Below are 25,510 nucleotides of genomic sequence, written 5' to 3'. Positions count from 1 at the left end.
AATAGTATTCAATGAAAAAAATAAGTTTTGTGATTCTTACATTATTCTATTCAACACTCTTTGCGCAAACAGACAGAACCGAATTGTTAAAAGAAATTTCAGTAAAAATCAAAGAAAATTACATTAATGAAAATGTTTTAAAAAGTATTGATTCATTATTTCAAAGTGAAATTAAGTCAAAAAATTTTAATGCTTTAAACGAAAAAGAATTTACAGAAGATTTAACCCGAAAATTAAGATTTGTTGCTAAGGATAAACATTTTTTCATCAAATATTTAGAAAATTATACATCTCAAAAAAGTATTAATGATACAGAGCAACAAAGATTAGATAATTATCATAATAGTCTGGAAAATTTCGGTTTTGAAAAAGTAGATCGATTAAAAGGAAATATTGGATACATTAATTATAAGGGATTTGCCGAAAAAAAATCGAGTCAAAAATCTTTAGAAGCTGTGATGAATTTTGTCTCTAATACGAATTCGTTAATTTTTGATTTAAGAGAAAATGGAGGCGGTGACAATAATATGTTGATCTTATTTTGTAGTTATTTTTTTAAAGATAAAAGCAATTTATATCAAACCTATTTTAGAAATTCAGGTAAAACGGTTGATAATAGAACCAAATCAAAAGTGAGAGGAGAAAAATATCTTAACAAAAATATTTATTTCCTGACGAGCGAAAAAACATTCTCCGCAGGAGAAGCTTTGGCGTATTTTTTACAGGAAAGAAAAATAGCAAAAGTAGTTGGTGAAAAGACAGGTGGTGCTGCTAACCCTGTTGATCATTTTTTCATTCAGAATAAATATCTTTTGCTGGTTCCGACCGGAAAAATAACGTCTACTTTTTCAGGAAAAAACTGGGAACATGTTGGGGTTATTCCTGATGAAACGGTAAAGACTGAAAATGCTCTTAAAGTAGCTTACAGTTTAGCTTTGAAAGAAACTCTAAAAAATAAAATCAAAACGGAAATTTCTGAAACTGAAATGCAAAATCTTATCACTAAATTAGAAGAATAAATCAAGAAAAATGACGTTGATTACAATAAAAAAAGCTTCCACTGCAGAGTTGGAAATCATTCAAAAGCTTGGAAGGGAGACCTTTTACGAAACTTTCGCGCCACATAATTCTGAAGAACATATTCAAGAATATCTTGAAGAAAGTTTTACTTCAGAAAAAATAAATAACGAGTTAAATAATCCTGATTCTCAATTTTTTATTGCTTATGAAAAAGAAGAACCCATCGGTTATCTGAAAGTAAATTCAGGAAAAGCGCAAACTGAACTTCAGGATAAATCTTCTCTGGAAATTGAAAGAATTTATGTAAAAAGCTCGCATCATGGAAAAAAGGTTGGTCAGCTTTTATATGATAAAGCTTTGGAAATTGCTTTAAATGAAAATAAAAAATACCTTTGGTTAGGCGTTTGGGAAGAAAATCTAAGAGCAGTTAATTTTTACAAGAAAAATGGTTTTATAGAATTTGCTCAACATATTTTTAGGTTAGGGAATGATGAACAGACTGATCTGATGATGAAAAAAGTTTTAGAATAAATCTTAAATTTCATAGATTTCAGTATCTGTAAAAACATAGAATCTTCCTTTTTTAGGAAGATTTTTAGTATCCAATCCTGTAAATTCACTAAAAGCGGGAAGTAATAATTGATTTTCCGTTGCCACAAAGCAAGGCAGTTTTATTTTTTTTACCGGAGAATTAATAACAAATCCGGGATGGATATGCCCCGTAATCTGAAATTTTGGTTGTTTTTTTTCAAAATCGTGAATGAAAATAAAATTCTCTATTTCTAATGTTTCAGATTTAAAATTTAGACATAATTTAGATTCCAATTTTTTAGAAATTTTATCGTGATTTCCTTCAATCAAATAAAATTGTAAATCAGGATATTGACTTCTCCAAATACAGAAATCGTCAACATCCGAGTTATCACCAGCATGAAGTAAATCACCAACAACAATAAACTTTTCAGGTTGAAAATATTCAATTAAAATTGATAATTTTTCCAAATCACTTTTCATAATATGATTAGCCAATGCAATACCATTTTTTCGGAAATGAGCTGTTTTTCCGATATGTAAGTCTGATAGAATCAATGCTTTTTCTTTCTTCCAAAAAACTGCGCGTTGATTGGTTAAGGTGAAAATTTCGTTTTGGATTTTTATATTTTTTGTTGATATGTTCATTTTTGTTAGTAAGACAGTATTTAGATATGATTATTCTATTGACTAAAACAAAGATATGGAAAAGTAAAAATTATATTAAACGGCTGAAAATGCTAGTTTGTGGTAATCAAAAACTGATTATATTTGAATTAACTAAGTAAAAATTGTAATCCATCAAAAATCTCAACCAATAAACCCATCAAGTTTTGTAATTAATTCCCGAAATGCGTATTTTCGCAAAAGTTTATGAAAAAATTACTCTTCATATCGGTATTGGGATTGCTGAGCTGCAATAGAAATACTCAACAAGCACACCCTCCGGTGGGTGGTGTTTTAAGCCAAAATGATCTGGATGTTTCGAAACAGCGAATGAGAAATCTGAACGATGTTGAGAGAATCCATATGCAACACTGGATAGACGGGCAGTCTGTAAAATATTATCAGATGCCTTTGAATTATTGGGTGAGCACAGAAAATTTTAGCCAAAGAGAAAGAAGACAGGATAATACGCTGATTTCTTATTCTTATGATCTGTATGATTTTGATCAGACAAAAATTTACGATCAGCCGATAGAAATAAGAGATGCCAAATTCGGACATTTTGATGAAATAAAAGCTGTAGAAGATGCTTTGCGTTTTATACATGATGGTGAGGAAGTTACGCTTTTGGTTCCATCTTCTCTTGCCTACGGAACGTTTGGTGACGAGAAGAAAATAGATAACGACGTACCTTTAATCATAAAATTAAAAGCATTATAACTAATGAAATTGTTTAACAAGAATATAATTCTGGCAGCGGCAAGTGTTTCGCTGATGAGTTGTACACCAATTTATAAAAAAATGAACGTAGACAAAGAAACTTACGAAGGGCTTAAAGACGGACTTTATGCTAATATTCAAACTACAAAAGGTAACTTAATTGTACAGTTTGAAGACAAAAAAGCACCGGTAACGGTAGCAAACTTTATCGGTCTTGCAGAAGGTAAAATCGATAACAAGGCGAAAGCTAAAGGAGTTCCTTATTATGACGGAACAATTTTCCACAGGGTAATTAAAGATTTCATGATCCAAGGGGGAGATCCACAGGGAACAGGAATGGGAGATCCTGGATATAAATTTGAAGACGAAAGAAACGACCTTAAACACACAGGAAAAGGTATTCTTTCTATGGCGAATTCTGGCCCAAATACAAACGGTTCTCAGTTCTTCATTACAGAAGTTGCTACACCTTGGTTAGACGGAAGACACACGATCTTCGGAAAAGTTGTAAAAGGTGAAGATGTAATTGATGCCATTGCAAATGTAGAAAAAGGTGCTCAGGATAAGCCTAAAACTGATATCGTTCTTGAAAAAGTAGGAATTTTCAGCAAAGGTGATGAGTACAAAAACTACGATGCAGCTAAAACTTTCAACGAAGGAAAAGCTAAAATCGCTGAAAATAACAAAGCTTTTATTGCTAAAGAAGAGGCTGAAAAAAAGAAGAAAGAAGAGGAGTTTAAAGCAAATCAGTTGAAAATGGTTGATGATTTAAAAGCTGGAATGCAGGTAACTGAATCTGGTCTTTATTATAAAATTACTAAAACAACTGACGGTAAAGCACCTAAAGCAGGTGATAACGTATCTGTACACTACGCTGGAAAGTTAGTTGACGGAACTAAATTTGATTCTTCATTCGACAGAAACGAACCTATCGAAATTCCTATCGGGATGGGAAGAGTAATCAAAGGTTGGGACGAAGGTATCATTTTATTGAAAGAAGGCGAAACTGCTACTTTATTGATTCCGCCAGCATTGGGTTACGGAGAAAGAGGTGCAGGAGGAGTTATTCCGCCAAATGCATGGTTGGTTTTCGATGTTGAGCTTGTAAAAGTAAAATAATTGAACCTTAAAAATATACTGAAAAGCTGTCCGAAAGGATGGCTTTTTTGTTTGCTTGAGTTGTAACGATTGGTCTAAATCATGCGACAGATTTAGTTACAATTTATATTTAATCATCATGAGAACCAAATCCCTTTTATTTCTATTTATTTTACTGTCATTCATATCTTTTGCTCAAACAAAATCAAATCCGGACGATACGGCGATAAAAAGATCATTCACATATTTCGTTAACAGCATCAAAGCTAAAAAAATAGAGCAGGCAGTAAACTGCATTTACCCAAAATATTTTACCATTATTTCTAAAGAGCAAATGACTCAGATTTTAGAAATGACATATAATAATCCATTTTTAAAAATTGAGGTACAAAATCTTCAATTCGGGAATGTAGAAAAACCGGAATTGATTAATGGTGAATATTTTTCCATTACAAATTATCTATTTAAATTAAAATGTGATGTCAGTTCTTTAAATGACGACATGAAAAAGAAAATAAGCACAGCTTTAATGTCGAAATATGGAAAAAATAATGTGAAATATTTAGCAAACGAAAATTCATATCTCATCAATGCCAATATGAAAGCTTTAGCAATTTCAAAAGATAAAAAAGCTTGGAAATTTATTATTGCTGAAAAAGAATATAAACCCCAATTGGTGAAAATTCTACCCAAGAAAATTTTAGATAAGATTTAAAAATATTTTGAGATAAACAGAAAAGCTATCCGAAAGGATGGCTTTTTTCTGTCAAATGAATAATTCGTAAAATGAATCTACGCAATAAATTTGGGGATTAAGAATTATTCTAAAATCTGAAATCTTCATTTTGGGTCAAATTTTTATTCTATAAAATTAATTATGCTGCGAATAGTAATTGTAACTTCTTTAATATATGATAAAAAAATGAATGAAGCATAAATGATTTATTGAAATGTTGGTTGTGAAAAATGATTTAATCATAAATACTTGTATATTGCCCTTCCATAATAATACAAGGAATGAATAAAAAATTTAAAAGATTTGCTTCGCTTTTTGCGTTGGCATCTACAGCATTGTTCTGTACATCAAAGGCTCAAGTAAAAACATGCCCAAGTTGGGGTCCGTATATATCAGGGCTTGAAATGACAAATTCCGGAGAGCTTTGGTACTCCGAAGTAATGGCAGATGACGCCGGAAAAAAAATTAATACCTATTATTCTACACTTGGTTTTTACTTAGGATCAAGAGGCGGATATGCAGGTATTCAGTACAAATCAAACGATAATAATAATATCTTTTCGATGTGGGATTTGCAGGATACTAACATTCCGCAGTGTACGACAGAATATACGGCACCCAATACTTTTGTAAATGGCTTTGGAGGTGAGGGAACAGGGCTTCATACCAGCAATCCTATGCCTTGGACCGCAGGAGTATGGTATGCCACGGTAGTAAGAAGATGGTCGGTAGGTGATGGAAAAACCAGAATTGGTTTTTTTATGTATGACTACGGAACTAAAAAATGGAAGCATTATGTAACTATCGTCACACCAGAAAATGATGCGAAGTTTACTGGAAATAGTTTAGGTGGTTTTGTTGAAAACTGGGCAGCAAGTTTAAATAAAGATACCCGCTACGGATACTTCAGAAACTTCTGGAGTATGAATGCACAAGGCAATTGGTCTAAACCTTCAAAATATAAAGCAGAGGCAGGAACTGGGTCTTGGGGTGCAACATCTGCCTTTAATAATACAGCAATTAAAGTATCATCTTGTGGAACTGCTCCTGCACCAACGGGAAGTATCATAAATTTCACAAATATCAGCCAGCCTGGCACGAAACCAAGCACAGCTGCACCTATTATTGTAACAACAGTTACTCCCACATACAATTCTTCTACTTCGTCAGTGAATGTAACATGGGCTAATTCTGAAACTACCAGTCCTCAATTGTCTTATAAAGTATCACTCTATACAGAGGCAAGTTGGGCTAATGGTTATACCCCGATAACTTCTGTTTCGGGTATTAGGCCAGATCAAAGAAGTGCGTCTGTGCCACTTCCTGCTAATTCTCAACCGGGGAAATATTATGTAAGTGTAGTTTTAGAAGATATTTTTAAACAAGGTTCAAATTTTGGATATAATAATCTTACGATAAGCAGTATTCCGACGGTTATTGACACTAATGCTTATTACAGAATTAAATCGGTTGGAAGTAATCAATATATTACTCCGGCTAATTACAGCACTTCAGCCAACACGAAAATTGTACAGTATCCTTTTAATTCTAATCCGGCTCAGCAGTGGAAGTTTGAGAAAAAAGGAAATAATTATATTATTGTTAATCGTGCATCAGGTTTGGTAATCGATCTGCCTTATTCCAATACGACCAATGGTACAAATTTGAATCTGTATAATAAGTTAGGCGGGAATAATCAGCAATGGGTAATGAAATCTTATGAATCCAACAGATATATTATAGGAACTGCTGTATCTAATATGAAATCTATGGATTTACCAGCCAATACTCAAGCTCAGGGAGCGAATATCAATATCTGGGATCAGGATATAAACGGATCAGCAGGAATAAATCATCAATGGGTTCTTGAAAAAGTGACTGCAAGTGCTGCAAAAGTAAGTGCAAATACAGATATTTCTACAGATACATTACCAGCGGCAACTGTTTATCCTAATCCTGTGAAGCAAGGTGAAAATCTTTATATTAATTTACCTGAGAATAAAGGTAATTATGAATTAATTATTGTAAATGCAGAAGGTTTACCTATTTCTAAAATGTTGATTTCAGGAAAAGTAACAATATCTACATCAAATATGAGAAGCGGAATATATTTCTATAAAGCGAAGAGTAGTACTGGAACTATTTCCGGAAAATTTTCTGTTAGATAATTATTAATAAACAAAAACTTTATACTGAAAGCTATCCTTGGATAGCTTTTTTTGTTATTGAAATAATCTAAACTTACATTAGTTAAATAAAATGATTATGTCAAATCAATGTATTTATTTATAAAAATATATCAATCTCTATAATGTGTGAATTTTTAAAAATTAAATTTACGAATTAACTAATTTTTTATTTTAAAAATTATCTGTAATTTATTGATTAAGGTGGTTTTGGTGCGAAAAAATTAAAAACATACTACCTTTGCAAAAAAAAGTATGAAAAAAATTATGGGTGTAGCCTTTTTAGGAAGTGCTATGATGATGTATGGTCAGGTTGGTATTAGCACTGCTTCCCCACAGGGATTATTTCATGTAAATGGAGGCGTTAGTGCAACCGATAACAATCCGAGTAATGATGTGGTTATTACGAAAGCAGGAGATATGGCGATAGGGCACCATTCACCTTCTGTGAAACTTGATATTAAAACAGCAGGAACTTCTACAAATCCTGTTTATGGCTTTAAGCTTGCAGATGGTAATCAAGATGCTAACAAAGTTTTGTACAGCGATACAAATGGAGTAGGAACATGGAAAGAACTTTCTATATTCACAGGAACTAATATTGTAGGAAATTTTACCTGGGCAGCTAATACAGAAATTGTTAATACAAACTGGAACAGAATTGCCACTCTTACGATTACTCCCGGAACGCACATGATCTATACCAAAATACATATCTTAAACAGCGCAAACACAGGATACGTAAGAACCTATATCGGAACGAAAAACGTAGGAACAAACAATGCAAATCCGCAGGATACTCCAATTTTAGGAAGCACAGACTTTCAACCATTAAGAGGTAGAGATTTTGAAATGAATCAGTCGTTTGTTTATAATAACTTAACCAACTCAAACGTAACGTTATATTTTGTACTTCAATCTGATAGCAATAACATCAGCCGAAGTGTTTATACGTTTAACAATCAATCATCATTTAAAGGAGTTAGTTTGATAGAAAACTATTTTTTCTCAACTCCGGTTGATTAAATTTAATGTATTAAAAATCAAAACCCGTTCAAAAATTGGACGGGTTTTTTAGTAAAATTAAATAAAAGAGTTATGTGTGTCTGTCAAGTCTCTTTTTTATTTGCATCGGGTGGTTGGTCTCTCTTAAAGAGCTTATAAATACAAGGCTGAAGCCAATATATGCCCCGAAGGCGATTAGATATATCATCAAGTTGCTTACATTTATTTTAGACATGTAGATTAATACCGAGAAAAGCGCAAAGCCAATCAACAGTACAATGCTCCAAATAGTCATTGTTGCAGAAACTTCCTGAGTTTTCAATCTTTCAAAATACTTCATCATAATTAAACTTTTTTGGTTGTTAAACATCTTTTTTATTTCCAGTACGTCTGGAGAGAACAACAGAGGAGAAGTAAGTTCTTCCGTTATTCAGGGCTGCAAGTACATCTTGGTAAAAAGTATCATCTTTTACGTTGGCTAAGGTCAGGATGTAGCTTGCCATTTGTTTATAATCTTGAGTGAGCAATTTTCTCAGCTCTTTCACATCAAAATTGGTTTTCTTCGATTGCTGAAAAGATCGTATCCCAAATGTTCTGTTGAAATCGTTGTTAGAATCAGACAAATGATTCGCAAACTTTATGATTCCCAATACTGAAACCTGAGAACTGTAATCCGAAGACAACAATTTTTCAACAAGTGTATTTACACGGTTGGTTTCTTCTTCATAAGAAGCATGTTGCACTTTTTTGTACTGATCCAAAAGGATTTTTACAGAAACATACGCATCTTTTTCAGTCTGCGTTTTAGCGTTCTTGTAAGGCTTAAGAGAATCTCTCAGCGCTTGCAGATCGGCATCACGAATCGCGTCTAATTCAGCTATTTTAGCAGATTCTTCATTGGCTCTTATTTGATCGAGAGCACCATTGTATGTTGGGATTTGAGCCTGAATTGCATCAAGCATTCTTTTGAAATCCGCGTCTGTACCTGTATTTACAGAAGAACCATCTAAGTCTTCAAAAAATCGTACGATGAGTTGGCCGAATTCGGCGTGATGGAGCCTCGGAAGATCCAAGGATACGAGTTTTTTCATCGAGTTTATTGTGTTTTTAATTTTAAACTTTTTTAACAGCCATTATCATGCCAAAGTATAGTATTTAATGTTAATTATGAGTGAGTTAATTAGCTTAATTAAATTTAAAGAGTAATATTGTTTATCTTATAAAGAAAAATAATTTTCCGTCTGAACTTCAGACAGGCAGAATTACTATTTGATGAGCATTTCTGAGAATCAGACGACTAAAACTAAAATAGGTTAAGGCTTTCTGAATCTCAGACGGGGAGAACCATCATTGGTTTAAACAAGTTTTGTTCTCAGACGATAAAAACAGAAATAGATTGAAGTATTCTGAAGTTCAGACGAAACAAACCAATATTTCTTACAAATGTTTTATAAAAACTCAAGATTTGAAAATAATCAGAAAAAATTACTTAACTGAATAATTATAGATCACATTTTATATGAAAAACTAATAAGTGCCAAAAAATGTTAATGTATATAGTATAAAAATAAATATAAAGTTTTCCTGTGATACAAAGTGTTAGGAGTATGAAATAGCGTTGAAAAATTATCACAAAATCGGTTATTTAATTGTTAATTTTTTTAAAAAAATTGATCAAAGTATGAATTTTTAATTATATTTGCCTCAGTTTATAAAACCTTATTGAAATGAAAAAAATGTTATTATCGACGTGTATATTCGTGTGCACAATTGTCTCGGCGCAAGTAGGTATTGGTACAAACAATCCTAACAATTCAGCAATTTTAGATGTGAATGTAGCTAATTTGCCAGCCAACGGCAAAAAAGGATTACTTCTTCCTCAGGTAGCTCTTACTAGTGCTACAGACGTTGTTACAATTCCTTCTCCCGCAAATGGTTTATTGATTTATAATACCGCTAATGCAGGAACGTCTCCTAATCAAGTCGTTGCCAATAGCTATTATAAATACAGTACGACAAATAACAGATGGGAGCTCATGGTAGATCAAAACTCTTTGGCTGGTTTAAGTATTCCTAGTGTAGCCTGTATATTGGGTTTTAAAGCAACAGGAAATGATACAACTTATTTAGGACCAGATTTATCTTCAAGTATTAGGCAGGTACTGTATGATGATGTGAAACTGCAATCATCTATAATGTCCTATGATACTACAACAAATGAACTTATAGCCAATAAAACCGGATATTATAATTTTCAGGTAAATCTTGTTCCGAGAGGACCATACAATAACACGGCAAGGTTCGGAGTTTCAAGACCTTATACAGGAGCAAAACCAACTACTGCAGCCAATTCTACGATTGCATTTTTATCAATGCATACGTATAATGTTGATAGTGCTACACCAATGCCATTACACGTAAGCGGACTTCTATATATGACCGCAGGACAGAAGGTAATTATTTTAACGAGATTTGTTGATCCGACAGTCAATACATTGAATGTGGAGGCTATTAACTACAGCAGAACATTCTTAAATTCTGTAGATGTAACCTATTTTGCTAATTAAAAAGTTTATAAAATACAATTTATTACCATAAAAGTTCCCTCTTGAAATGGATTAAGCTCTCTTTTACAGGGAGCTTTTTTATGTTTAATAGTAATCTTTAAGTATAAAATATTATTATTGATTTTGAGCAAGTTATTTAGCTTATTTTATAGGCAGGTAAGTTATTTCATTAACTTGTGCCCTCGTCACTTCGAGTAACGCAGCGAAGCGTATCGAGAAGTTTTTGAATGAAAGATTTTATTTATATACAAAACTCTTTGACGTATGTTTTTAAAAATCACTTCTCGATACGCTTCGCTACTCGAAGTGACGCCATGCATATTTTTTAGTACAGAAGCTCAATAAACATAACAATATTTCTATTAATTGGTAGAATAGATTTATTAAAATACTATTTTTGAAGAGGAAAGTAAGTATGCTGTAATAGTAATATGGAAAAGGAAAACCTATCATCAGAAATTCAGGAAGCGGTTTTGAACTTATTCAAAATAGTCGAGCTTCATTGTTGGAATAAAGTTTCTGCGAATATTCAGTATATTCTTTCAGATATTAATGAAATAAAAGAAGAGCTTTCAGAAAGTGAAAAAAGAAGATTACAAAATAGAATTAATAACAAAAAGATTCCCATTGATTTTGAAAAAGCAATTGAATTTTTAAGAGATGAATTTTCCGATTTATATGATGTTAATTTATATATTTTTAAATCTAAAAAGAAGATCACGATTGTAGACATTCGATATTTTAGAAAATCAAATCTCGATGCTAATTTTTTAGTAAGAGTAAAAGATAATTCTCCGATGCTGCATTCTAAATTATCTCTACCTATATATTATCGAGATGATTTTAAAAAGTTTGATGTAAATTGGGAATCAGGAAGTTTAGATCATCATTTAAAAGAATTGATTCATAATTTTAAAAATAGAAATAAACTTAAAAGATAAACAAAAACCGCCCTTACAAAGGCGGTTTCTTTATGCTTACCAATTCTTATCAATCATATAAATAAGCTGAGTCATAATTGTAGCTCCGAGTAATAGTTCTCTTCGGTTCACCTTTTCAAAAGTATCTTCTTCCGTGTGGTGAATATCAAAATATCGCTGAGAATCAGGCATCAATTCGGCAGTCGGAACACCCATGTCATGAAGAGGATAAATATCTGTTCCCGAATATTTTTCATCAAAATCATATGCTCCATACGGTATAAAAAGATGCTTCCAACTTTGGATTTCTTTTCTTCTTAAATCTTCCATGTTTAATGCAACACCTCGCGGCGAAAAACCTCCGGCATCAGATTCTATTGCAAAAAGATGTCTTTCCTTTTTTTCTTTGGCTATTTTTCCGTACTCAATACCACCTTTCACGCCATTTTCTTCATTGGCGAAACAAACCACACGTATGGTATGATTATTTTGAATACCTAAGTTTTTAAATGTTCTTAAAACCTCAATGCTCTGAACGATTCCGGCTCCGTCATCATGCGCACCTTCACCTACATCCCAAGAATCCAAATGTCCACCAACAACGATGACGCTTTGATCTTTTTTACCCGTCAGCTCACCAATAACAGAGTGGGAGAGTTTCTCGCCCTTCATGCCGCAGTTAGAATTTAACTTCACGGTTACGGTTTGCTTTTGTAACATATTTTCCAACTCATCAGCAGTGGTATTTCCGACGGCAACAGCAGGAATTTTATCTACTTTTTCTTCATAACGCATAGCTCCCGTGTGAGGCACATCATCAAAAGCCGAAGAAAGCGAACGAATGATTGCAAATTTTCCACCTTTTTTAGCGGTTAATGCCGCAGCGTTGACTCTGTATTTTGCTGCATCGCCATAACCGTTAAAAGTCTGAACAAAAGACTGGCTAAAAGGGTAGTTGAAGAAAACAATTTTGCCTTTTACTTTTTCTGCAGAAAGTTTTTCATATTCTTCCATAGATTTTACCATGATGATTTCTCCGGAAACATCATTGCCGCCCGTTCCTTCAGAGTTTCCTAAGGAAAGCATTTTCAGACTTTTCCATTTTCCATTGGCGGTTTTTATCTGTAAAGATTCTTTTCCTCTTTCCCAAACCGGAACCATTACTTCCTGAAGCCAAACTTTGTCTGCCCCTGCATCACGAAGTTTTTGCGCTGCCCATTGCACCGATTTTTCATAAGCCGCGGAACCGCTTAAGCGGTGACCAATGTTTTTCGTTAAATCTCTTAACTCGGTGTATGCTTTTCCTTTATTTAATATTTCAATTGAAATTTTGCTGAACTGTATTGAATCTTCTTTCGCCTGCCCGAAAACGGCTAAGCTGAGAAGCAATAATGAAGTTTCTAATATCTTTTTCATTTTACCAATTTTTATCAATCATAAGAATCATTTGTGTAAGGGCAACCGCTCCCAGAAGGAGCTCTCTTTTATTTACTTTATCAAAAGTATCCTGTTCGGAATGGTGATAATCAAAATATCGTTGGGTATCTACCACCAGTTCTGCCAACGGAATATCCAGTTTTTTCAACGGGGAAATATCCTGAATGGCATCGGTCTGGTCAAAATCATAAACCCCATACGGAAGGAAATAATTTTTCCATTCAAAAACCTGTCTTCTTCTTTGTGGCGACATATCTAAAGAAAATCCTCTTGGAGAATATCCTCCGGCATCAGTTCCTAAAGCAAAAACGTGTTTTTCTTCTTTCTTTTTTACATAAGCCGCGTAGGTCTCCCTTCCTTGTCCGCCATTTTCACTGTTAGCATATAAAACCACTCGTATTGTATGATTATTTTCATAACCTAACGCTTTTAATGTTCTTAAAACTTCAATGCATTGGGCAACCCCGGTTCCGTCATCATGTGCGCCTTCAGCAAAATCCCAGGAATCAAGCTGAGCGCCTAAAACAATAACTTTAGAATCTTTTTTACCGCCAATTTCAGCGATGATATTCGGGTTTGTGGTTTCACCTTTGGATTCAGCAGACATATTGATCTTAGCCGTTACTTTTTGCTTTTTTAATAAATTTTCAAGTTCATCGGCTGAACGAACACCAATAGATAATGCCGGAATTTTCACTTTATCATCAGCCTCATAATAGATCATTTTAGCATGAGGTGTATCATCATTTGCTGTCGTTAATGATCTTATGATTAAAGCTTTTGCACCTGTTTTAGCAATAACAGAAGCTGAAATTAATTTTGATTTTGCCGTACTTAAATAAGAGTCACTCGTATTAATGATTTTCGGATCCATCGGAACATTCACGAAAACAATTTTATCTTTCAACTTTCCAATCGATAGTGCATTAAGCTCAGCAGTTGAATTAATGAGAATGATTTCTCCGATAAGATCTTTTCCGCTGGTTCCTTCAGAGTTTCCGAAAGAGAGCATCTTTATATTTTTCCAGTCTCCATTGGCGGCTTTTATCTGCAGAGATTCTCGTCCCCGTACCCAAACAGGAACTCTGGCTTCTTGTCTCCAAATCATTTCAATGCCAATATCTTTCAGCTTTTTTTCAGCCCATTGCGCCGCTTTTTCATATCCCGGAGTTCCGCTGAAACGTGACCCCACGCCTTTTGTGAGTTCTCCAAGATTATCGTATGCCGTTCCGTTGGTCATAATCTCATCAGAGATCCTTTTAAACTCATCGTGATAGTTGAATTTTACAACGGTTGTTTTTTTGATAGGATTTTTTTTCTGAGGTTTTTTTTGAGAAAATAAAATTCCACCCAAAAAGAGTGGAATTATAATGAAGACTTTTTTCATTTTTTATAACCTTTTCTTTTTCCGCTGATAAAAATAGCGAAAATAAAGGAATATTTTAAGGTTTCATATCGTACATTAACAATGCTGTAACCAATTTAGGCTCAATGAATGTGCATTTTGGAGGCATGCTTAGTTTTAGATCTGAAATTTTAATCATATCGTTAAAACTTACCGGAAAAACTCCGAATCCTACTTTTCCTTCACCTGCATCTATTTTTTCTTTCAAAAGGTTGATTCCTTCAATATTTGAAGTACCTTTTACATAAGAAATTTTGTCTGAACTGTCGGAATCTTCAATTTTCAAAATATTCTTAAAGATATATTTATCCAAAAGATGATGATCTACATTATCCAAAGACATTTCTGCAGAACGAAGGTCGTGCTTCACGTGAAGCGAATAGAATTTGCCATCCAGATACATTGAAATGTGAAACTTCTGAGATGGATAATAAGGGGTCTGATCTTTTTCGTGAATCAGGAAATACTGTTCCAATTCCTTCAAAAATTCTTCCGTCGACAACCCGTTGATATCACTTACAATTCTGTTATAATCATGAATTTTTATCGATTGGTTGGAAACGATGAAACTGTATACAAAGTTGTAAAGTTCGGTTCCGTTATGTCGCTTATTTTTATCTTTCTGATGTTTTGCATTCAATGCGGTAGAACCAATTCTGTGGTGTCCGTCGGCAATGTAGAAAGAATCGATCTGATCAATAACTTCTTTAAACTGCTGAAGTTTCAGACGGTTATCAATTCTCCAGATTTTATGTCTGATGCCGATGCTGTCTACATGATTGAAAATAGGAACGTTTTTCTCCTCATGGTTCATCAGCAATTCGATCTTAGAATTGGAAGGGTAGGTAAGCAACACAGGATCTGCCTGAAGGTTTACCTTTTCAAGATAATGCGCCAGCTTTTCCTTTCTTTGAGGAATGGTGCTTTCGTGTCTCTTGATCTTCCCGTTCCAGAAATCTTCGATGCTTGCTAATCCTAAAAGGCCTCTGAAAACCTGTTTATTCGGGTATATTTGCTCATAGAGATAGTAAGCAGAACTGTCCTGGACGAGCTTTTTCTCTTCCATTAATTCTTCAAATGTAGAACGGATTTTTCTTAAATTCCTATCAATATCTTTAGATTTACTTACAACATAAGGCTTTATCATATTAATGTAAGTATTTTCCACTTGAGCTTTCTCCGCTATCTGCTCTTGGGTAAAATTATCCAAAGGGTGAGTAGGGAAGGTGCTCTCATGATCTTTATGAGGTCTTATTCCACGAAAAGGTTTAAAAACAGGCATATTTTAGTTTATAGTTTCTTTTAACTTAATAATTTGTTCTGCAAGTTCAACTCCGATTTTGTCCTGAGCATCTACTGTATTTCCTCCAATGTGCGGAGAAAGCGACAGCGCAGGGTTCATTAGCAATGGAAGCTCCGGATTCGGCTCGTTTTCAAAAACATCCAGAGCGGCTCCTGCCACTTTTCCTGACTCAATAAAATCAATCAGAGCAACTTCGTTCATCACACCGCCTCTTGCAGTATTTACTATGTAGACTCCGTCTTTCATTTTTTCAAACTGAGGCGTGTCTATTACATACTCATTCGTCTGAGGAGTATTAATGCTTATAAAATCTGCATCTTTTAAAAATGCATCTGTATCATTGGTAGAAGTGATTTCAAAATTAATCGACTGTCCGTCGAAGAAACTCAATGTAAGAACTTCTGTTCTGGGTTTTCTGGTTAAAACTTTTACCTTCATACCCAAAGAAATTCCTATCTTTATTACTTCCTGCCCGATACTCCCAAAGCCAATAACTCCTAAGGTTTTCCCTGAAAGTTCATAAGCATTGCTGAACGATTTCTTCATTGCATTGAAATGGGTTTCCCCTTCCAAAGGCATTAATCTGTTTGATTCGTGAAGAAATCTAGCCAGAGAAAAGAAATGCCCGAAAACCAATTCTGCAACCGATTTTGAGGAAGCAGTCGGCGTATTGATCACATATTTACCTTTTTCAATAGCATGTTCAACATCTATATTATCCATTCCGATGCCGCCTCTTCCGATAATCTTCAGGTTGGGGCAGGCATCAATCAGGTTTTGCTTTACTTTCGTAGCACTTCTTACCAAAAGAACATCTACATTGTTTTCGTTGATGAAATTGATTACGTGATCCTGAGCAACTCTGTTGTCCAACACTTCAATTCCCGCATCTCTCAATGCCTGTTCTCCTGCTTTCGAAATTCCGTCGTTAGCTAAAACTCTCATGGTACTTTTATTTAATTTAAATTTTTAAAGATTGAGTTATTTTAAAAAATTAAACAGTTGCGCAAATTAAGAAATTTTAAAATAACACCCAATAATCTTTAAGTGTATGAATATTAAATGTTTAATTATTTAAGTGATTTCATTACATCTACCAATACCTGTACGCTTTCGATTGGTAACGCATTATACAAGCTGGCTCTGTATCCTCCTAAACTTCTGTGACCGTTCAAACCGCTTATATTAGCTGCTTTCCACGCATTGTCGAAGGCTTCTTTTTTGCTTTCGTCAGTCAGTTTGAAAGAAAGATTCATTAAAGAACGATCTTCTTCCACACAGAACGTTTCGAATAAAGGATTGCTGTCGATCTCATCGTATAAAAGTTTTGCTTTTGCTTCGTTTCTAGCTTCGGCAGCAGCAATTCCTCCGTTGTTTTCTAAATGTTGTAAAGTCAATAAAGACGCATAAACAGGGAAAACCGGTGGCGTATTGTACATAGATTCTTTAGCAATATGCTGAGAATAATCTAAGATTGAGAACATATTTTCTCTTCCTGTTTTTCCTAAAATTTCTTTTTTAATAACCACTAAAGTTACTCCAGCAGGCCCCATATTTTTTTGAGCTCCGGCGTAGATCAAATCAAATTTAGAGAAATCTAATTGTCTTGAGAAAATATCAGAACTCATATCGCAAACCATTAAAGTATCAACTTCCGGGAAAGATTTCATTTGAGTTCCGTAGATCGTATTATTTGAAGTACAGTGGAAATAATCGTATGCTGCACCTACCGTATAATCTTTTGGAATGAAAGAATAATTTTCTTCTTTTGAAGAACCTACAACATCTACCGTTCCTACTTTTTTAGCTTCTTTAATCGCTCCGGCAGCCCAAGTTCCTGTATCTAGATAAGCCGCTTTTCCGCCAACTTTCATCAAATTGTAAGGAACCATCGCAAACTGCAAGCTAGCACCACCTCCTAAATATAAAACTTCGTAATCATCTCCAAGATTCATCAATCTTTTCACAATCGCGCGTGCTTCGTCCATTACGGCTACAAAATCCTTACTTCTGTGAGAAATTTCAAGAAGAGATAAACCGATTCCGTTGAAATCTAAGATTGCCTCAGCCGATTTTTCGAATACTTCTTGAGGTAAAATACATGGTCCCGCGCTAAAGTTGTGCTTTTTGCTCATATTTTTATTTTTTTGGATTTTCTGTAAAAACATTTTGCCCTTACAGCTTCATTTTTAGATTCTTATTTGAAATTTATGACTTTTATATACAAAAAACCGTCTCATAATTGTATGAGACGGCAGTTTTTTATTCTCCGTGTAAAAACGCTTTTTTATTTAGCAGCACTTCATCAGATTCTACATGGTCTTCATCCGGAACACAGCAGTCTACCGGGCAAACGGCCGCACACTGTGGCTCTTCATGGAAGCCTTTACACTCCGTACATTTATCTGTTACAATGAAATAAACATCATCACTCACCGGCTCCTGTGGTGCATCTGCATCCACGGTAAGGCCTGAAGGCAATGTTACAGTACCTGAAAGTTCGGTACCCTCTGAAGCTTTCCAATCTACCGCTCCTTCATAAATTGCATTGTTTGGGCATTCCGGTTCACAGGCTCCGCAATTAATGCATTCATCAGTTATTTTAATAGCCATCGCTAATTTTTTTTAAATTTGCACAAAATTACAAAATATTCCCCAATTTAAAAGTAATTATGAATATTGAAAATCAAGTTTTAGGACTTACGAGGCTTAGCCATTATATTAAAGACTTTTTAGCGAAAAATGAAGCCGATTATAACGAAAATGATGCTGATTTTGAACTGCTTTTACAAAAGTCTAAAGTAGAAAATCAATGGTTTACTATTGATAGTCAAAAGTTTGCCCTACAGCAATGGGCAGATCTTTTAACGGAAAAAAATGTTAAAAACTGGATCTCGAAATACTCAATATCGAAAATTTCTAAAAGAGTAGGACTTATTTTAGCAGGAAATATTCCGTTGGTTGGTCTTCATGATGTTATTTCTGTGGTGTTGAGCAATCATATTCCTGTTATTAAATTATCCTCAAAAGATCGCTATATGATTCCGTTTTTATTAAGAAAGTGGAACGAATTTTCTGAAGGTAGCGTTGAGTTTGAATTTGTTGAAAAACTGGAAAACTTTGATGCCGTAATCGCTACAGGAAGTAACAATACAGCGCGTTACCTTGAATATTATTTTAAAGACCTTTTGAATATCATCCGAAAAAACAGAACTTCTGTTGCGGTTTTAAAAGGTGATGAATCTGATGATGAGTTAAGATTATTAGCGAAAGATATTTTCCAATATTATGGTTTAGGTTGTAGAAACGTAACCAGATTATTTATTCCTCAGGATTTTGTAATAGACAGGTTATTCGAAAATTTTTTAGATTTTCAGGAGATCATCAATCATAATAAATATGCTAACAACTATGATTATAACAGAGCGGTTTATCTTTTAAACCAGGAAAAATTCTGGGATAATAATTTTGTGATGCTGAAGGAAGATGATAAATTGTTCAGTCCGCTTTCGGTAATTAATTTCAGCAGATATTCTTCTTTGGATGAAGTGAAAAACTTTCTTGCCGAAAATGAAGAAAATATTCAATGTGTCGTGGCTAAAAATGAATTAGGATTAGAGTCTATTGAATTAGGCGAAGCACAAAATCCGGGATTGGACACTTACGCTGATAATGTTGACACCATGAAATTTTTAGAAATAATTTAATTCTTTGTATCTTCAACAAAATATTTCACCAAATCACCAAAATCATATGAAAAAATTATTTCTAATTCTAAGCGTTTTCATTGCGGAATTGGCTTTCTCGCAAACCGTGAAAAGCATTAAAATTGAAAGCGGAGAAGCCAAAGAAATGAAATTTGATGCATTAAGCAAAGAGAAAATCACTTCTTTTGATGCTAATTTTTCAAAATTTATTACTGCTTTGAAAGCTTCCGACCGAAAAACTTCCGATGCTTTGTTGTCGGAAAAAGCAAGAATGGTTGTAACGGATAATGTGTATAAAAAACTTTCAGCAGATATTAAATTTAATAAGAAACTGGAAATCTATAAGTCAGGTTATAAGATTTTAAAAGACGGAAGCAGCTATCCGATGATTCAATATAAATATGCTGATGATAAAGCGAAAACGCCGAGTGAAATTGTTACCGCAGTTTTTGAAGAAGACGGAAAAATATTAGGAATAAAACCTGCAAAAACGAATAAAGTAAAATAATTAAAAACAATAAAACTATGATGACAAATGTTTTGGTCGCGCACGCCAAAGATGTAGAAAAGGCGGATTTTTACAAGAAAACCTATTTGCATGTTGCTTTAGCAATTCTTGCATTTATTGCCGTGGAAACAGTTTTGATAAACACTGTACCACCAGAAATTATCGGATTGATGTTTGCTCAGAAATACACGTGGTTACTAATCATTGGTGCTTTTTGGCTGGCGTCTATTCTGGCAAATAAATGGTCTCTGTCACAAAGCAGATCGACTCAGTATTTAGGGTTAGGAGCCTATGTTTTCATTGAAGCTATTATTTTCCTTCCACTAATTTACATTGCTGTTTTTCAAGCTGGTGGAGTAGTGATTTATCAGGCTGCAATGTTAACAATTGCAATGTTTGCAGGGATTTCTGTAGTTGCTTTTACCTCTAAAAGAGATTTTTCTTTTCTTAGAAACATTATTGTAATTGGAGGATTTATTGCTCTAGGATTAATTGTAGGAGGAATGATTTTCGGATTCAACCTTGGACTTTGGTTCTCTGTAGGAATGGTAATTTTAGCCTCTGCAACCATTTTATATCAAACAAGTAAACTGAAAGATGCTTACACAACAGATCAATATGTTGGTGCTTCTTTACAGCTTTTTGCTTCTATTATGTTGCTGTTTTGGTATATTTTAAGAATTTTGATGAGCAGAAGAAGCTGATCGAAAAGTTATGAGTTATAAGTTTTGAGTTTAAACAGAATTTTATCATTCATTTTTATAAACCCAAAAAATCCTGATGTCTTTTCATCGGGATTTTATTTTTTATATGGGTAAAGAATTTTTAATTATTAAATCTTTTAATTTTTTAATCAAAAATTTATTTGTCAATCGATCCAAGAACCTTTTGAGCAAATGAGTTTAAAGCATCCTTTTCGCTCATTCCGTTTTGTACGTTGGCGTGAACTTCCAAAGCTCCGCAGATGTTTGTAATTAACTCTCCTGCAACGTTCATATCTTCTTCTGTTGTTCCTCTGAACTCTGTAAAGCTTTCTAAAACTTCCAATGTTTTTTCAAGGTTTTCAGGAGTCTGATTCTGGAAAAATTGTCTGATTACGGGTAACTTCATCTTATAATTCGTTAAATAAATTAATTAAACTTTCCGCCTGATTAGACTGCACCTGATTCACCAATTCACCATTTTTGAAGATCGCAAAAGTAGGTAAGTTATCCACTTTAGCCAATTTTCTGCTTTCCGGTAATTTTTCTGCATCTACATAAAGGAAAGGAATGCTATCATTTTCAGATGCTAATTTTTTGAATTTAGGCTTCATGATTCTGCAGTTTCCGCACCATGTAGCACCATATTGTACAACTACTTTTTCGTTATCGCTTACTATATTTTGAAGGGTATCTTCTGTTAATTCTGTATACATAAGTTTATTTTTTAGAATAAAAAATAAACAATGTAGCAATCTAATAATTTACCAATCTAACAATAAGAAAATCACTTTTAAAATTGTTAAACTGTTAAATTGCTACATTGTTATATTAAAAATTAAGGTATTAATTTTTTGCTAAATACTCAGCAGTAGAAGTTCTGTCCGCTTTCATAGCTTCTTTACCTTCTTCCCAGTTTGCAGGGCAAACTTCACCATGCTTTTGTACGTGAGTATAAGCGTCGATTAGTCTTAAATATTCTTTTACGTTTCTTCCTAGAGGCATATCGTTTACAGACTCATGGAAGATTTTTCCAGTTTCGTCGATCAAATACGTTGCTCTGTACGTTACGTTAGAACCAGTGAAAACTTCTTCACCTTCTTCATTGTATTCGAAATCCTGATCTACAATTCCTAAAAGGTTAGCCAATTGTCTGTGTGTATCAGCTAAAAGTGGGTAAGTAACCCCTTCAATACCTCCGTTATCTTTTGAAACGTTCAACCACGCAAAGTGTACTTCATTGGTATCGCAAGAAGCACCGATTACTTTAGTGTTTCTTTTCTCGAATTCACCCAAAGCCTCCTGGAAAGCGTGAAGCTCAGTAGGACATACGAAAGTGAAATCTTTTGGATACCAGAACAAAATAACTTTTTGTTGGTTTGCTGTTGCTTCTTCAAAGATGTTGATTCTTAAATCGTCACCCATTTCAGACATTGCGTCTACCGTTACATTCGGGAATTTTTTTCCTACTAAAGACATAATTTTCTCGTTTTTATATTTAAATTTTCTGGTACAAATATAAAAACATTTCATCTATCGAACAAATCAATATTGATAAATAAAATCTATAATTGTTTTTGATGTAAAATAGAATAAAATGTCCTTAAAATCGTGTTTTTCATTATATTAATTAATGAATTTTCTTTTCTGATTTAAGTTTATATCTATGATATTCAAAAAGAAAACCTAAGCGTTAACTTAGGTTTTAATTTAATATTTTTAAAATGAATTAATTAATATCTGTATTGGGAACTGTGGCACAGCTTCCATTTGAATTGCCACATTCGCTGCTGATAGAATCTATAGCACCCTGAAGAGTGTCTGATACAATGGTTACTGTTTTTCCGTTACCACAGAAACAAGCATATCTTGTTCCTCCTTGAAATACTTTTAATTCTTTTCTCGTTAACTTCTTTAAGTTTTTCATAATGTAGATAGTTTTAATTAATTCTAAATTTAGTGATTAAAATTTATTTAACAATAATTTTATGCATAAAAAAGACTGTCTTTTTAGGACAGTCTTTAAATAATGTATCTTAATATCCGAATATTTCGGTTAAGTTGAGTTTTTTTACTTCTCCAAGCTTCTGCATATCGGCTTCTTGTACCTTATCTTGTGATGCTACAAGACAATATGTGAAATTTTTACCTTTCATCTCTTTATCATGGAAACTGTTGATGTCTGCAAACGTTAATTTCGGAGCCTGCTCGTAGGTGTTTTTTCTGATATCAAAATTATTTCCAAGCTTTTGAGCTTTCAGATAAGAGAAAATAATTCCGTCCTGAGTAATTCTTTCCGCAGCAATTGATTTCTTTAAACCACTTTTTGCCGTTTCGAAAAGTTGCTCAGATTTTGGAAGATTGGTTAAAAGCTCGTTCATTGCCGTTGTAGACTCACTGAATTTATCTGCCTGAGTTCCTACATACGCCATAATCATATCTTTATCATCTTTTTTTGAAGGTAAAGAGAAATAGGAATACGTAGAATAAGCCAATGCCTTAGATTCTCTAATCGTCTGGAATACAATAGATCCCATGCCACCGCCGAAATAATTATTAAATAAACTTACCGTCGGAGTGATCGCAGCATTGTACTGATCTGCATTTCTGATCCAGAAAATTTCAGCCTGAACCATATCGTAATGCGCAAACAAAACCTTGTTCTTATCCGTCGGAACTTGTGCGAAAGTTTTAGACTTCGGCATTTCTTTCAACGAGTTGGATACTTTATGAATCGGCGTTAAAGAAGCCGTAACTTCATTTCCGGATTTTGGACCGTAATAAAGTACTTTATGCTTAAAATTAAATAAATCATGAAGTACATTAATTAAATCTTCTGCTTTCAACGCGTCTAATTCAGCATCGCTTAACACATTATTAAACGGATTCTGAGCACCATACTGAGCATAGCTTCTTAAGCCATTCATTATAGTTGATTTATTCTGCTTAGCATTTGTTCTTGATTTTTTCAATCTTGCTTTGTAAGAATCTAAAGCTTCTTGATCCGGCTGACAGTTTTTAATTAAATCTTCAAATAATGCGGCTGTTTTATCGAAATTTTCATTTAAACCTTCTAAAGTTACATACGTTTCTTCGTTTCCGGCACTTACATTAAAGCTTGAAGCCAATTTGTAAAATTCTTTACTGATGTCTTCTGAAGATTTATTTTTTGTTCCTAGATATTCTAAATATTCCGCAGCTAAAGGAAGAATTTTATTATTCCATTTTCCAGAATCGAAATGATAATATAATCTGAATAGCGCATTATCTGTATTTTTTACAGAAAGTACATCTACACCGGATAATTTATTTTTAGCAATATCTTTATCAAAATTCAGCCAAACCGGAGAAATTGTAGCTTCCGGCATTGCTTCCACTTTTTTTAGGAAAGTCGACTGATCGTCTCTGTTCACAGAAACCGGCGTAATCGTTGGTTTATCAACCTTTGCAATGTTTTTATCTTCACCTTTTCTCTTGTAAACCGCTACATAATTATTATCCTTAAGATATTTTGTAGCGAAATCCATGATGTCTTTTTTAGTTAGTTTTGAGATTTCCTCAATATATTCCAGCTGAGTTTTGTGATCTACTTCAGACGTAAACTCATCCATCAAAGATTCTGCTCTCGAAGTATATTTTTCATACTTCTGAATTACATTTTTCTTCTCGTTGTTTACAATCGACTGAATAAGATCATCAGAAAATTCACCTTTTCTTAATTTATCAATTTCCTGAAGCAATAAAGTTTTTACTTCATCCAAAGATTGTCCTTCCGTAGGATTTCCCTGCAATAAAAGAACCGAATAATCCTTCAAAACATAAGGAAAAGCATAGGCTCCCAATAATTTTTGCTTCTTAACAAGATCAAGATCAATTAAACCAGCTTGTCCGTTCGTTAGCATACTTCCCACAAAATTCAGCAATCTTGCATCTTTTGTTGTAGCTCCCGGAAATCTGAATCCAAGCATTATATTATCCGGATTCGGGCCAAAAACTTCTCTTGTAACAGGCGATGTAATTGCACTTTCCTGACCAACTTTATATTCAGGAACGGCCTTGTTTTTCATGTAAGAGAAAGACTTGTCGATTTTTGCAATCATCTCATCAGGATTGAAGTCTCCCGACATGATAATTCCCATATTGTTGGGAACATAATAGTTATTGAAATATTCTCTGATCGCTTTTAGAGAAGGGTTTTTCAAATGTTCAATCGTTCCGATCGTGGTTTGTTTTCCGTAATTATTATTTGGGAAAATCGCTTCAAACATCGATTCGATTACTTTTCTTCTGTCATCATCCAAACCTCTGTTTTTTTCTTCATAAACAGCTTCTAATTCGGTATGGAAAAGCCTTAAAATAGGTTGTCTGAAACGTTCTGCCTGAACGGTTAGAAATTTATCCGTTGCATTCGCAGGAATGTCTTCTGTATACACCGTCTGTTCGAAAGAAGTAAATGCATTCGTACCATCCGCGCCCATTCCTGTCAACATTTTGTCATACTCATTGGCGATGGCATATTTTGCAGCTTCTCCTGAAACTTTATCAATTTCCTTATAAATCTCTTTTCTCTTCGCTTCGTCTTTTGTAGAGTTGTACTTCTCGTAAAGACCATCGATTTTATCTAAAAGAGGTTTTTCTTTAGCCCAGTCTTTAGAACCAAATTTATCAGTTCCCTTAAAAAGCATGTGTTCAAGATAATGCGCCAAACCGGTGTGATCTGACGGATCGGTCTTGCTTCCTGCTTTTGTCGCAATAAAAGTCTGAATTCTAGGTTCTTTTTTTGTCGGACTTAAAATAACCGTTAAACCATTTTTCAGGATATAATATCTCGCTGAAGTAGGGTCGTTGGTTACGTATTTATAAGTATAACCGTTAGATTGTGCTTCTTTCCACTGGAAGTCCTGCCCGTAAGCATACCCGCAATAGCTTGCTGCAGCGATGCTTGTGGCAATGGTGAGTTTCTTTAAAAAGTTCATTGTTTAATTACTGTTGAGTTTTAA

At 33.9% G+C, this 25,510-nt stretch carries 26 protein-coding genes; 12 read left to right on the top strand and 14 right to left on the bottom strand.

Going from position 1 to position 25,510, the window contains the following annotated elements; genetic code table 11:
* Positions 1-11 precede the first annotated feature (11 nt).
* Entirely contained in the window at positions 12-1,019 is a 1,008-nt protein-coding gene (locus OXQ85_RS07205) for a S41 family peptidase (RefSeq protein ID WP_267403150.1), read from the top strand.
* 10 nt (positions 1,020-1,029) lie between these two features.
* Complete coding sequence (locus OXQ85_RS07200; protein ID WP_267403149.1) at positions 1,030-1,551, top strand: GNAT family N-acetyltransferase; 522 nt, start codon at positions 1,030-1,032, stop codon at positions 1,549-1,551.
* Between the two features lie 3 nt (positions 1,552-1,554).
* Here the strand turns inward: OXQ85_RS07200 and pdeM are convergent, their stop codons facing one another.
* Positions 1,555-2,199 carry a ligase-associated DNA damage response endonuclease PdeM gene (gene pdeM, locus OXQ85_RS07195; RefSeq protein ID WP_267403148.1) on the bottom strand — a complete coding sequence of 215 codons (645 nt, stop codon included), beginning with the start codon at positions 2,197-2,199 and terminating at the stop codon, positions 1,555-1,557.
* A gap of 225 nt (positions 2,200-2,424) precedes the next feature.
* On the opposite strand from pdeM, the gene OXQ85_RS07190 reads away from it, so the two are divergent.
* The 5 genes from OXQ85_RS07190 to OXQ85_RS07170 all read left to right on the top strand — a co-directional run bounded on the left by OXQ85_RS07190 (position 2,425) and on the right by OXQ85_RS07170 (position 7,983).
* Positions 2,425-2,937, top strand: coding sequence for an FKBP-type peptidyl-prolyl cis-trans isomerase (locus OXQ85_RS07190; protein WP_267403147.1), 513 nt, complete (start codon positions 2,425-2,427; stop codon positions 2,935-2,937).
* A gap of 81 nt (positions 2,938-3,018) precedes the next feature.
* Positions 3,019-4,056: a peptidylprolyl isomerase gene (locus tag OXQ85_RS07185; protein ID WP_267403257.1), complete on the top strand. Its 1,038-nt coding sequence runs from the start codon at positions 3,019-3,021 to the stop codon at positions 4,054-4,056.
* Between the two features lie 118 nt (positions 4,057-4,174).
* Positions 4,175-4,750, top strand: a complete 576-nt coding sequence (locus tag OXQ85_RS07180) for a hypothetical protein (RefSeq protein ID WP_267403146.1) — start codon at positions 4,175-4,177, stop codon at positions 4,748-4,750.
* 302 nt (positions 4,751-5,052) lie between these two features.
* Complete coding sequence (locus OXQ85_RS07175; RefSeq protein ID WP_267403145.1) at positions 5,053-6,939, top strand: RICIN domain-containing protein; 1,887 nt, start codon at positions 5,053-5,055, stop codon at positions 6,937-6,939.
* A 273-nt stretch (positions 6,940-7,212) separates the two neighbouring features.
* Positions 7,213-7,983: a hypothetical protein gene (locus OXQ85_RS07170; protein WP_267403144.1), complete on the top strand. Its 771-nt coding sequence runs from the start codon at positions 7,213-7,215 to the stop codon at positions 7,981-7,983.
* A 70-nt stretch (positions 7,984-8,053) separates the two neighbouring features.
* Here OXQ85_RS07170 and OXQ85_RS07165 read toward each other — a convergent pair whose 3' ends face one another.
* Positions 8,054-8,332 carry a hypothetical protein gene (locus OXQ85_RS07165; RefSeq protein ID WP_267403143.1) on the bottom strand — a complete coding sequence of 93 codons (279 nt, stop codon included), beginning with the start codon at positions 8,330-8,332 and terminating at the stop codon, positions 8,054-8,056.
* Positions 8,325-9,053, bottom strand: coding sequence for a DUF6261 family protein (locus OXQ85_RS07160; RefSeq protein WP_267403142.1), 729 nt, complete (start codon positions 9,051-9,053; stop codon positions 8,325-8,327). The genes OXQ85_RS07165 and OXQ85_RS07160 overlap by 8 nt, the downstream gene beginning before the upstream one ends.
* A 636-nt stretch (positions 9,054-9,689) precedes the next feature.
* On the opposite strand from OXQ85_RS07160, the gene OXQ85_RS07155 reads away from it, so the two are divergent.
* Both OXQ85_RS07155 and OXQ85_RS07150 read left to right on the top strand, forming a co-directional pair.
* On the top strand, positions 9,690-10,529 hold the full coding sequence (locus OXQ85_RS07155; protein WP_267403141.1) for a hypothetical protein: 840 nt from the start codon (positions 9,690-9,692) through the stop codon (positions 10,527-10,529).
* A 431-nt stretch (positions 10,530-10,960) separates the two neighbouring features.
* A complete protein-coding gene (locus tag OXQ85_RS07150; RefSeq protein WP_267403140.1) occupies positions 10,961-11,470 on the top strand; it encodes a hypothetical protein in 510 nt (169 codons plus the stop codon).
* A gap of 36 nt (positions 11,471-11,506) precedes the next feature.
* On the opposite strand, the gene OXQ85_RS07145 is transcribed toward OXQ85_RS07150, so the two are convergent.
* From OXQ85_RS07145 to OXQ85_RS07120, 6 genes are all read right to left on the bottom strand, one after another.
* The gene (locus OXQ85_RS07145; RefSeq protein WP_267403139.1) at positions 11,507-12,865 is read right to left on the bottom strand and encodes a M20/M25/M40 family metallo-hydrolase; all 1,359 of its coding nucleotides are present in this window, start codon (positions 12,863-12,865) and stop codon (positions 11,507-11,509) included.
* Position 12,866: 1 nt separating this feature from the next.
* Positions 12,867-14,273 (bottom strand): M28 family peptidase, encoded by a 1,407-nt coding sequence (locus OXQ85_RS07140; protein WP_267403138.1) that lies wholly within the window; start codon positions 14,271-14,273, stop codon positions 12,867-12,869.
* Positions 14,274-14,328: 55 nt separating this feature from the next.
* The gene (locus OXQ85_RS07135) at positions 14,329-15,573 is read right to left on the bottom strand and encodes a DUF1015 domain-containing protein (protein WP_267403137.1); all 1,245 of its coding nucleotides are present in this window, start codon (positions 15,571-15,573) and stop codon (positions 14,329-14,331) included.
* Positions 15,574-15,576: 3 nt separating this feature from the next.
* Positions 15,577-16,539 (bottom strand): D-2-hydroxyacid dehydrogenase, encoded by a 963-nt coding sequence (locus OXQ85_RS07130; RefSeq protein WP_267403136.1) that lies wholly within the window; start codon positions 16,537-16,539, stop codon positions 15,577-15,579.
* Positions 16,540-16,664: 125 nt separating this feature from the next.
* Positions 16,665-17,729 carry a 3-phosphoserine/phosphohydroxythreonine transaminase gene (serC, locus tag OXQ85_RS07125; RefSeq protein ID WP_267403135.1) on the bottom strand — a complete coding sequence of 355 codons (1,065 nt, stop codon included), beginning with the start codon at positions 17,727-17,729 and terminating at the stop codon, positions 16,665-16,667.
* Positions 17,730-17,856: 127 nt separating this feature from the next.
* Positions 17,857-18,207 carry a 4Fe-4S dicluster domain-containing protein gene (locus tag OXQ85_RS07120; RefSeq protein WP_267403134.1) on the bottom strand — a complete coding sequence of 117 codons (351 nt, stop codon included), beginning with the start codon at positions 18,205-18,207 and terminating at the stop codon, positions 17,857-17,859.
* 59 nt (positions 18,208-18,266) lie between these two features.
* Here OXQ85_RS07120 and OXQ85_RS07115 point away from each other — a divergent pair, with 59 nt between their 5' ends.
* From OXQ85_RS07115 to OXQ85_RS07105, 3 genes are read left to right on the top strand one after another with little or no spacing between them, the layout of a single operon-like run.
* Positions 18,267-19,301, top strand: coding sequence for an acyl-CoA reductase (locus tag OXQ85_RS07115; RefSeq protein ID WP_267403133.1), 1,035 nt, complete (start codon positions 18,267-18,269; stop codon positions 19,299-19,301).
* Between the two features lie 46 nt (positions 19,302-19,347).
* Positions 19,348-19,809, top strand: a complete 462-nt coding sequence (locus OXQ85_RS07110) for a peptidylprolyl isomerase (RefSeq protein ID WP_267403132.1) — start codon at positions 19,348-19,350, stop codon at positions 19,807-19,809.
* Between the two features lie 17 nt (positions 19,810-19,826).
* The gene (locus OXQ85_RS07105) at positions 19,827-20,513 is read left to right on the top strand and encodes a Bax inhibitor-1 family protein (protein WP_267403131.1); all 687 of its coding nucleotides are present in this window, start codon (positions 19,827-19,829) and stop codon (positions 20,511-20,513) included.
* 157 nt (positions 20,514-20,670) lie between these two features.
* Here the strand turns inward: OXQ85_RS07105 and OXQ85_RS07100 are convergent, their stop codons facing one another.
* From OXQ85_RS07100 to OXQ85_RS07080, 5 genes are all read right to left on the bottom strand, one after another.
* Positions 20,671-20,919, bottom strand: coding sequence for a hypothetical protein (locus tag OXQ85_RS07100; protein ID WP_072959348.1), 249 nt, complete (start codon positions 20,917-20,919; stop codon positions 20,671-20,673).
* Position 20,920: 1 nt separating this feature from the next.
* The gene (locus tag OXQ85_RS07095; protein WP_047402181.1) at positions 20,921-21,226 is read right to left on the bottom strand and encodes a thioredoxin family protein; all 306 of its coding nucleotides are present in this window, start codon (positions 21,224-21,226) and stop codon (positions 20,921-20,923) included.
* 130 nt (positions 21,227-21,356) lie between these two features.
* Complete coding sequence (locus OXQ85_RS07090; RefSeq protein ID WP_267403130.1) at positions 21,357-21,989, bottom strand: peroxiredoxin; 633 nt, start codon at positions 21,987-21,989, stop codon at positions 21,357-21,359.
* Positions 21,990-22,239: 250 nt separating this feature from the next.
* Positions 22,240-22,437, bottom strand: coding sequence for a hypothetical protein (locus OXQ85_RS07085; protein WP_267403129.1), 198 nt, complete (start codon positions 22,435-22,437; stop codon positions 22,240-22,242).
* A gap of 109 nt (positions 22,438-22,546) precedes the next feature.
* Complete coding sequence (locus tag OXQ85_RS07080; RefSeq protein WP_267403128.1) at positions 22,547-25,486, bottom strand: M16 family metallopeptidase; 2,940 nt, start codon at positions 25,484-25,486, stop codon at positions 22,547-22,549.
* Positions 25,487-25,510 lie beyond the last annotated feature (24 nt).

Source organism: Chryseobacterium sp. GM_Chr_2 (assembly GCF_026540445.1).
In the GTDB taxonomy this organism is placed as follows: domain Bacteria; phylum Bacteroidota; class Bacteroidia; order Flavobacteriales; family Weeksellaceae; genus Chryseobacterium.
This window is presented reverse-complemented; position numbering and strand designations above follow the sequence as displayed.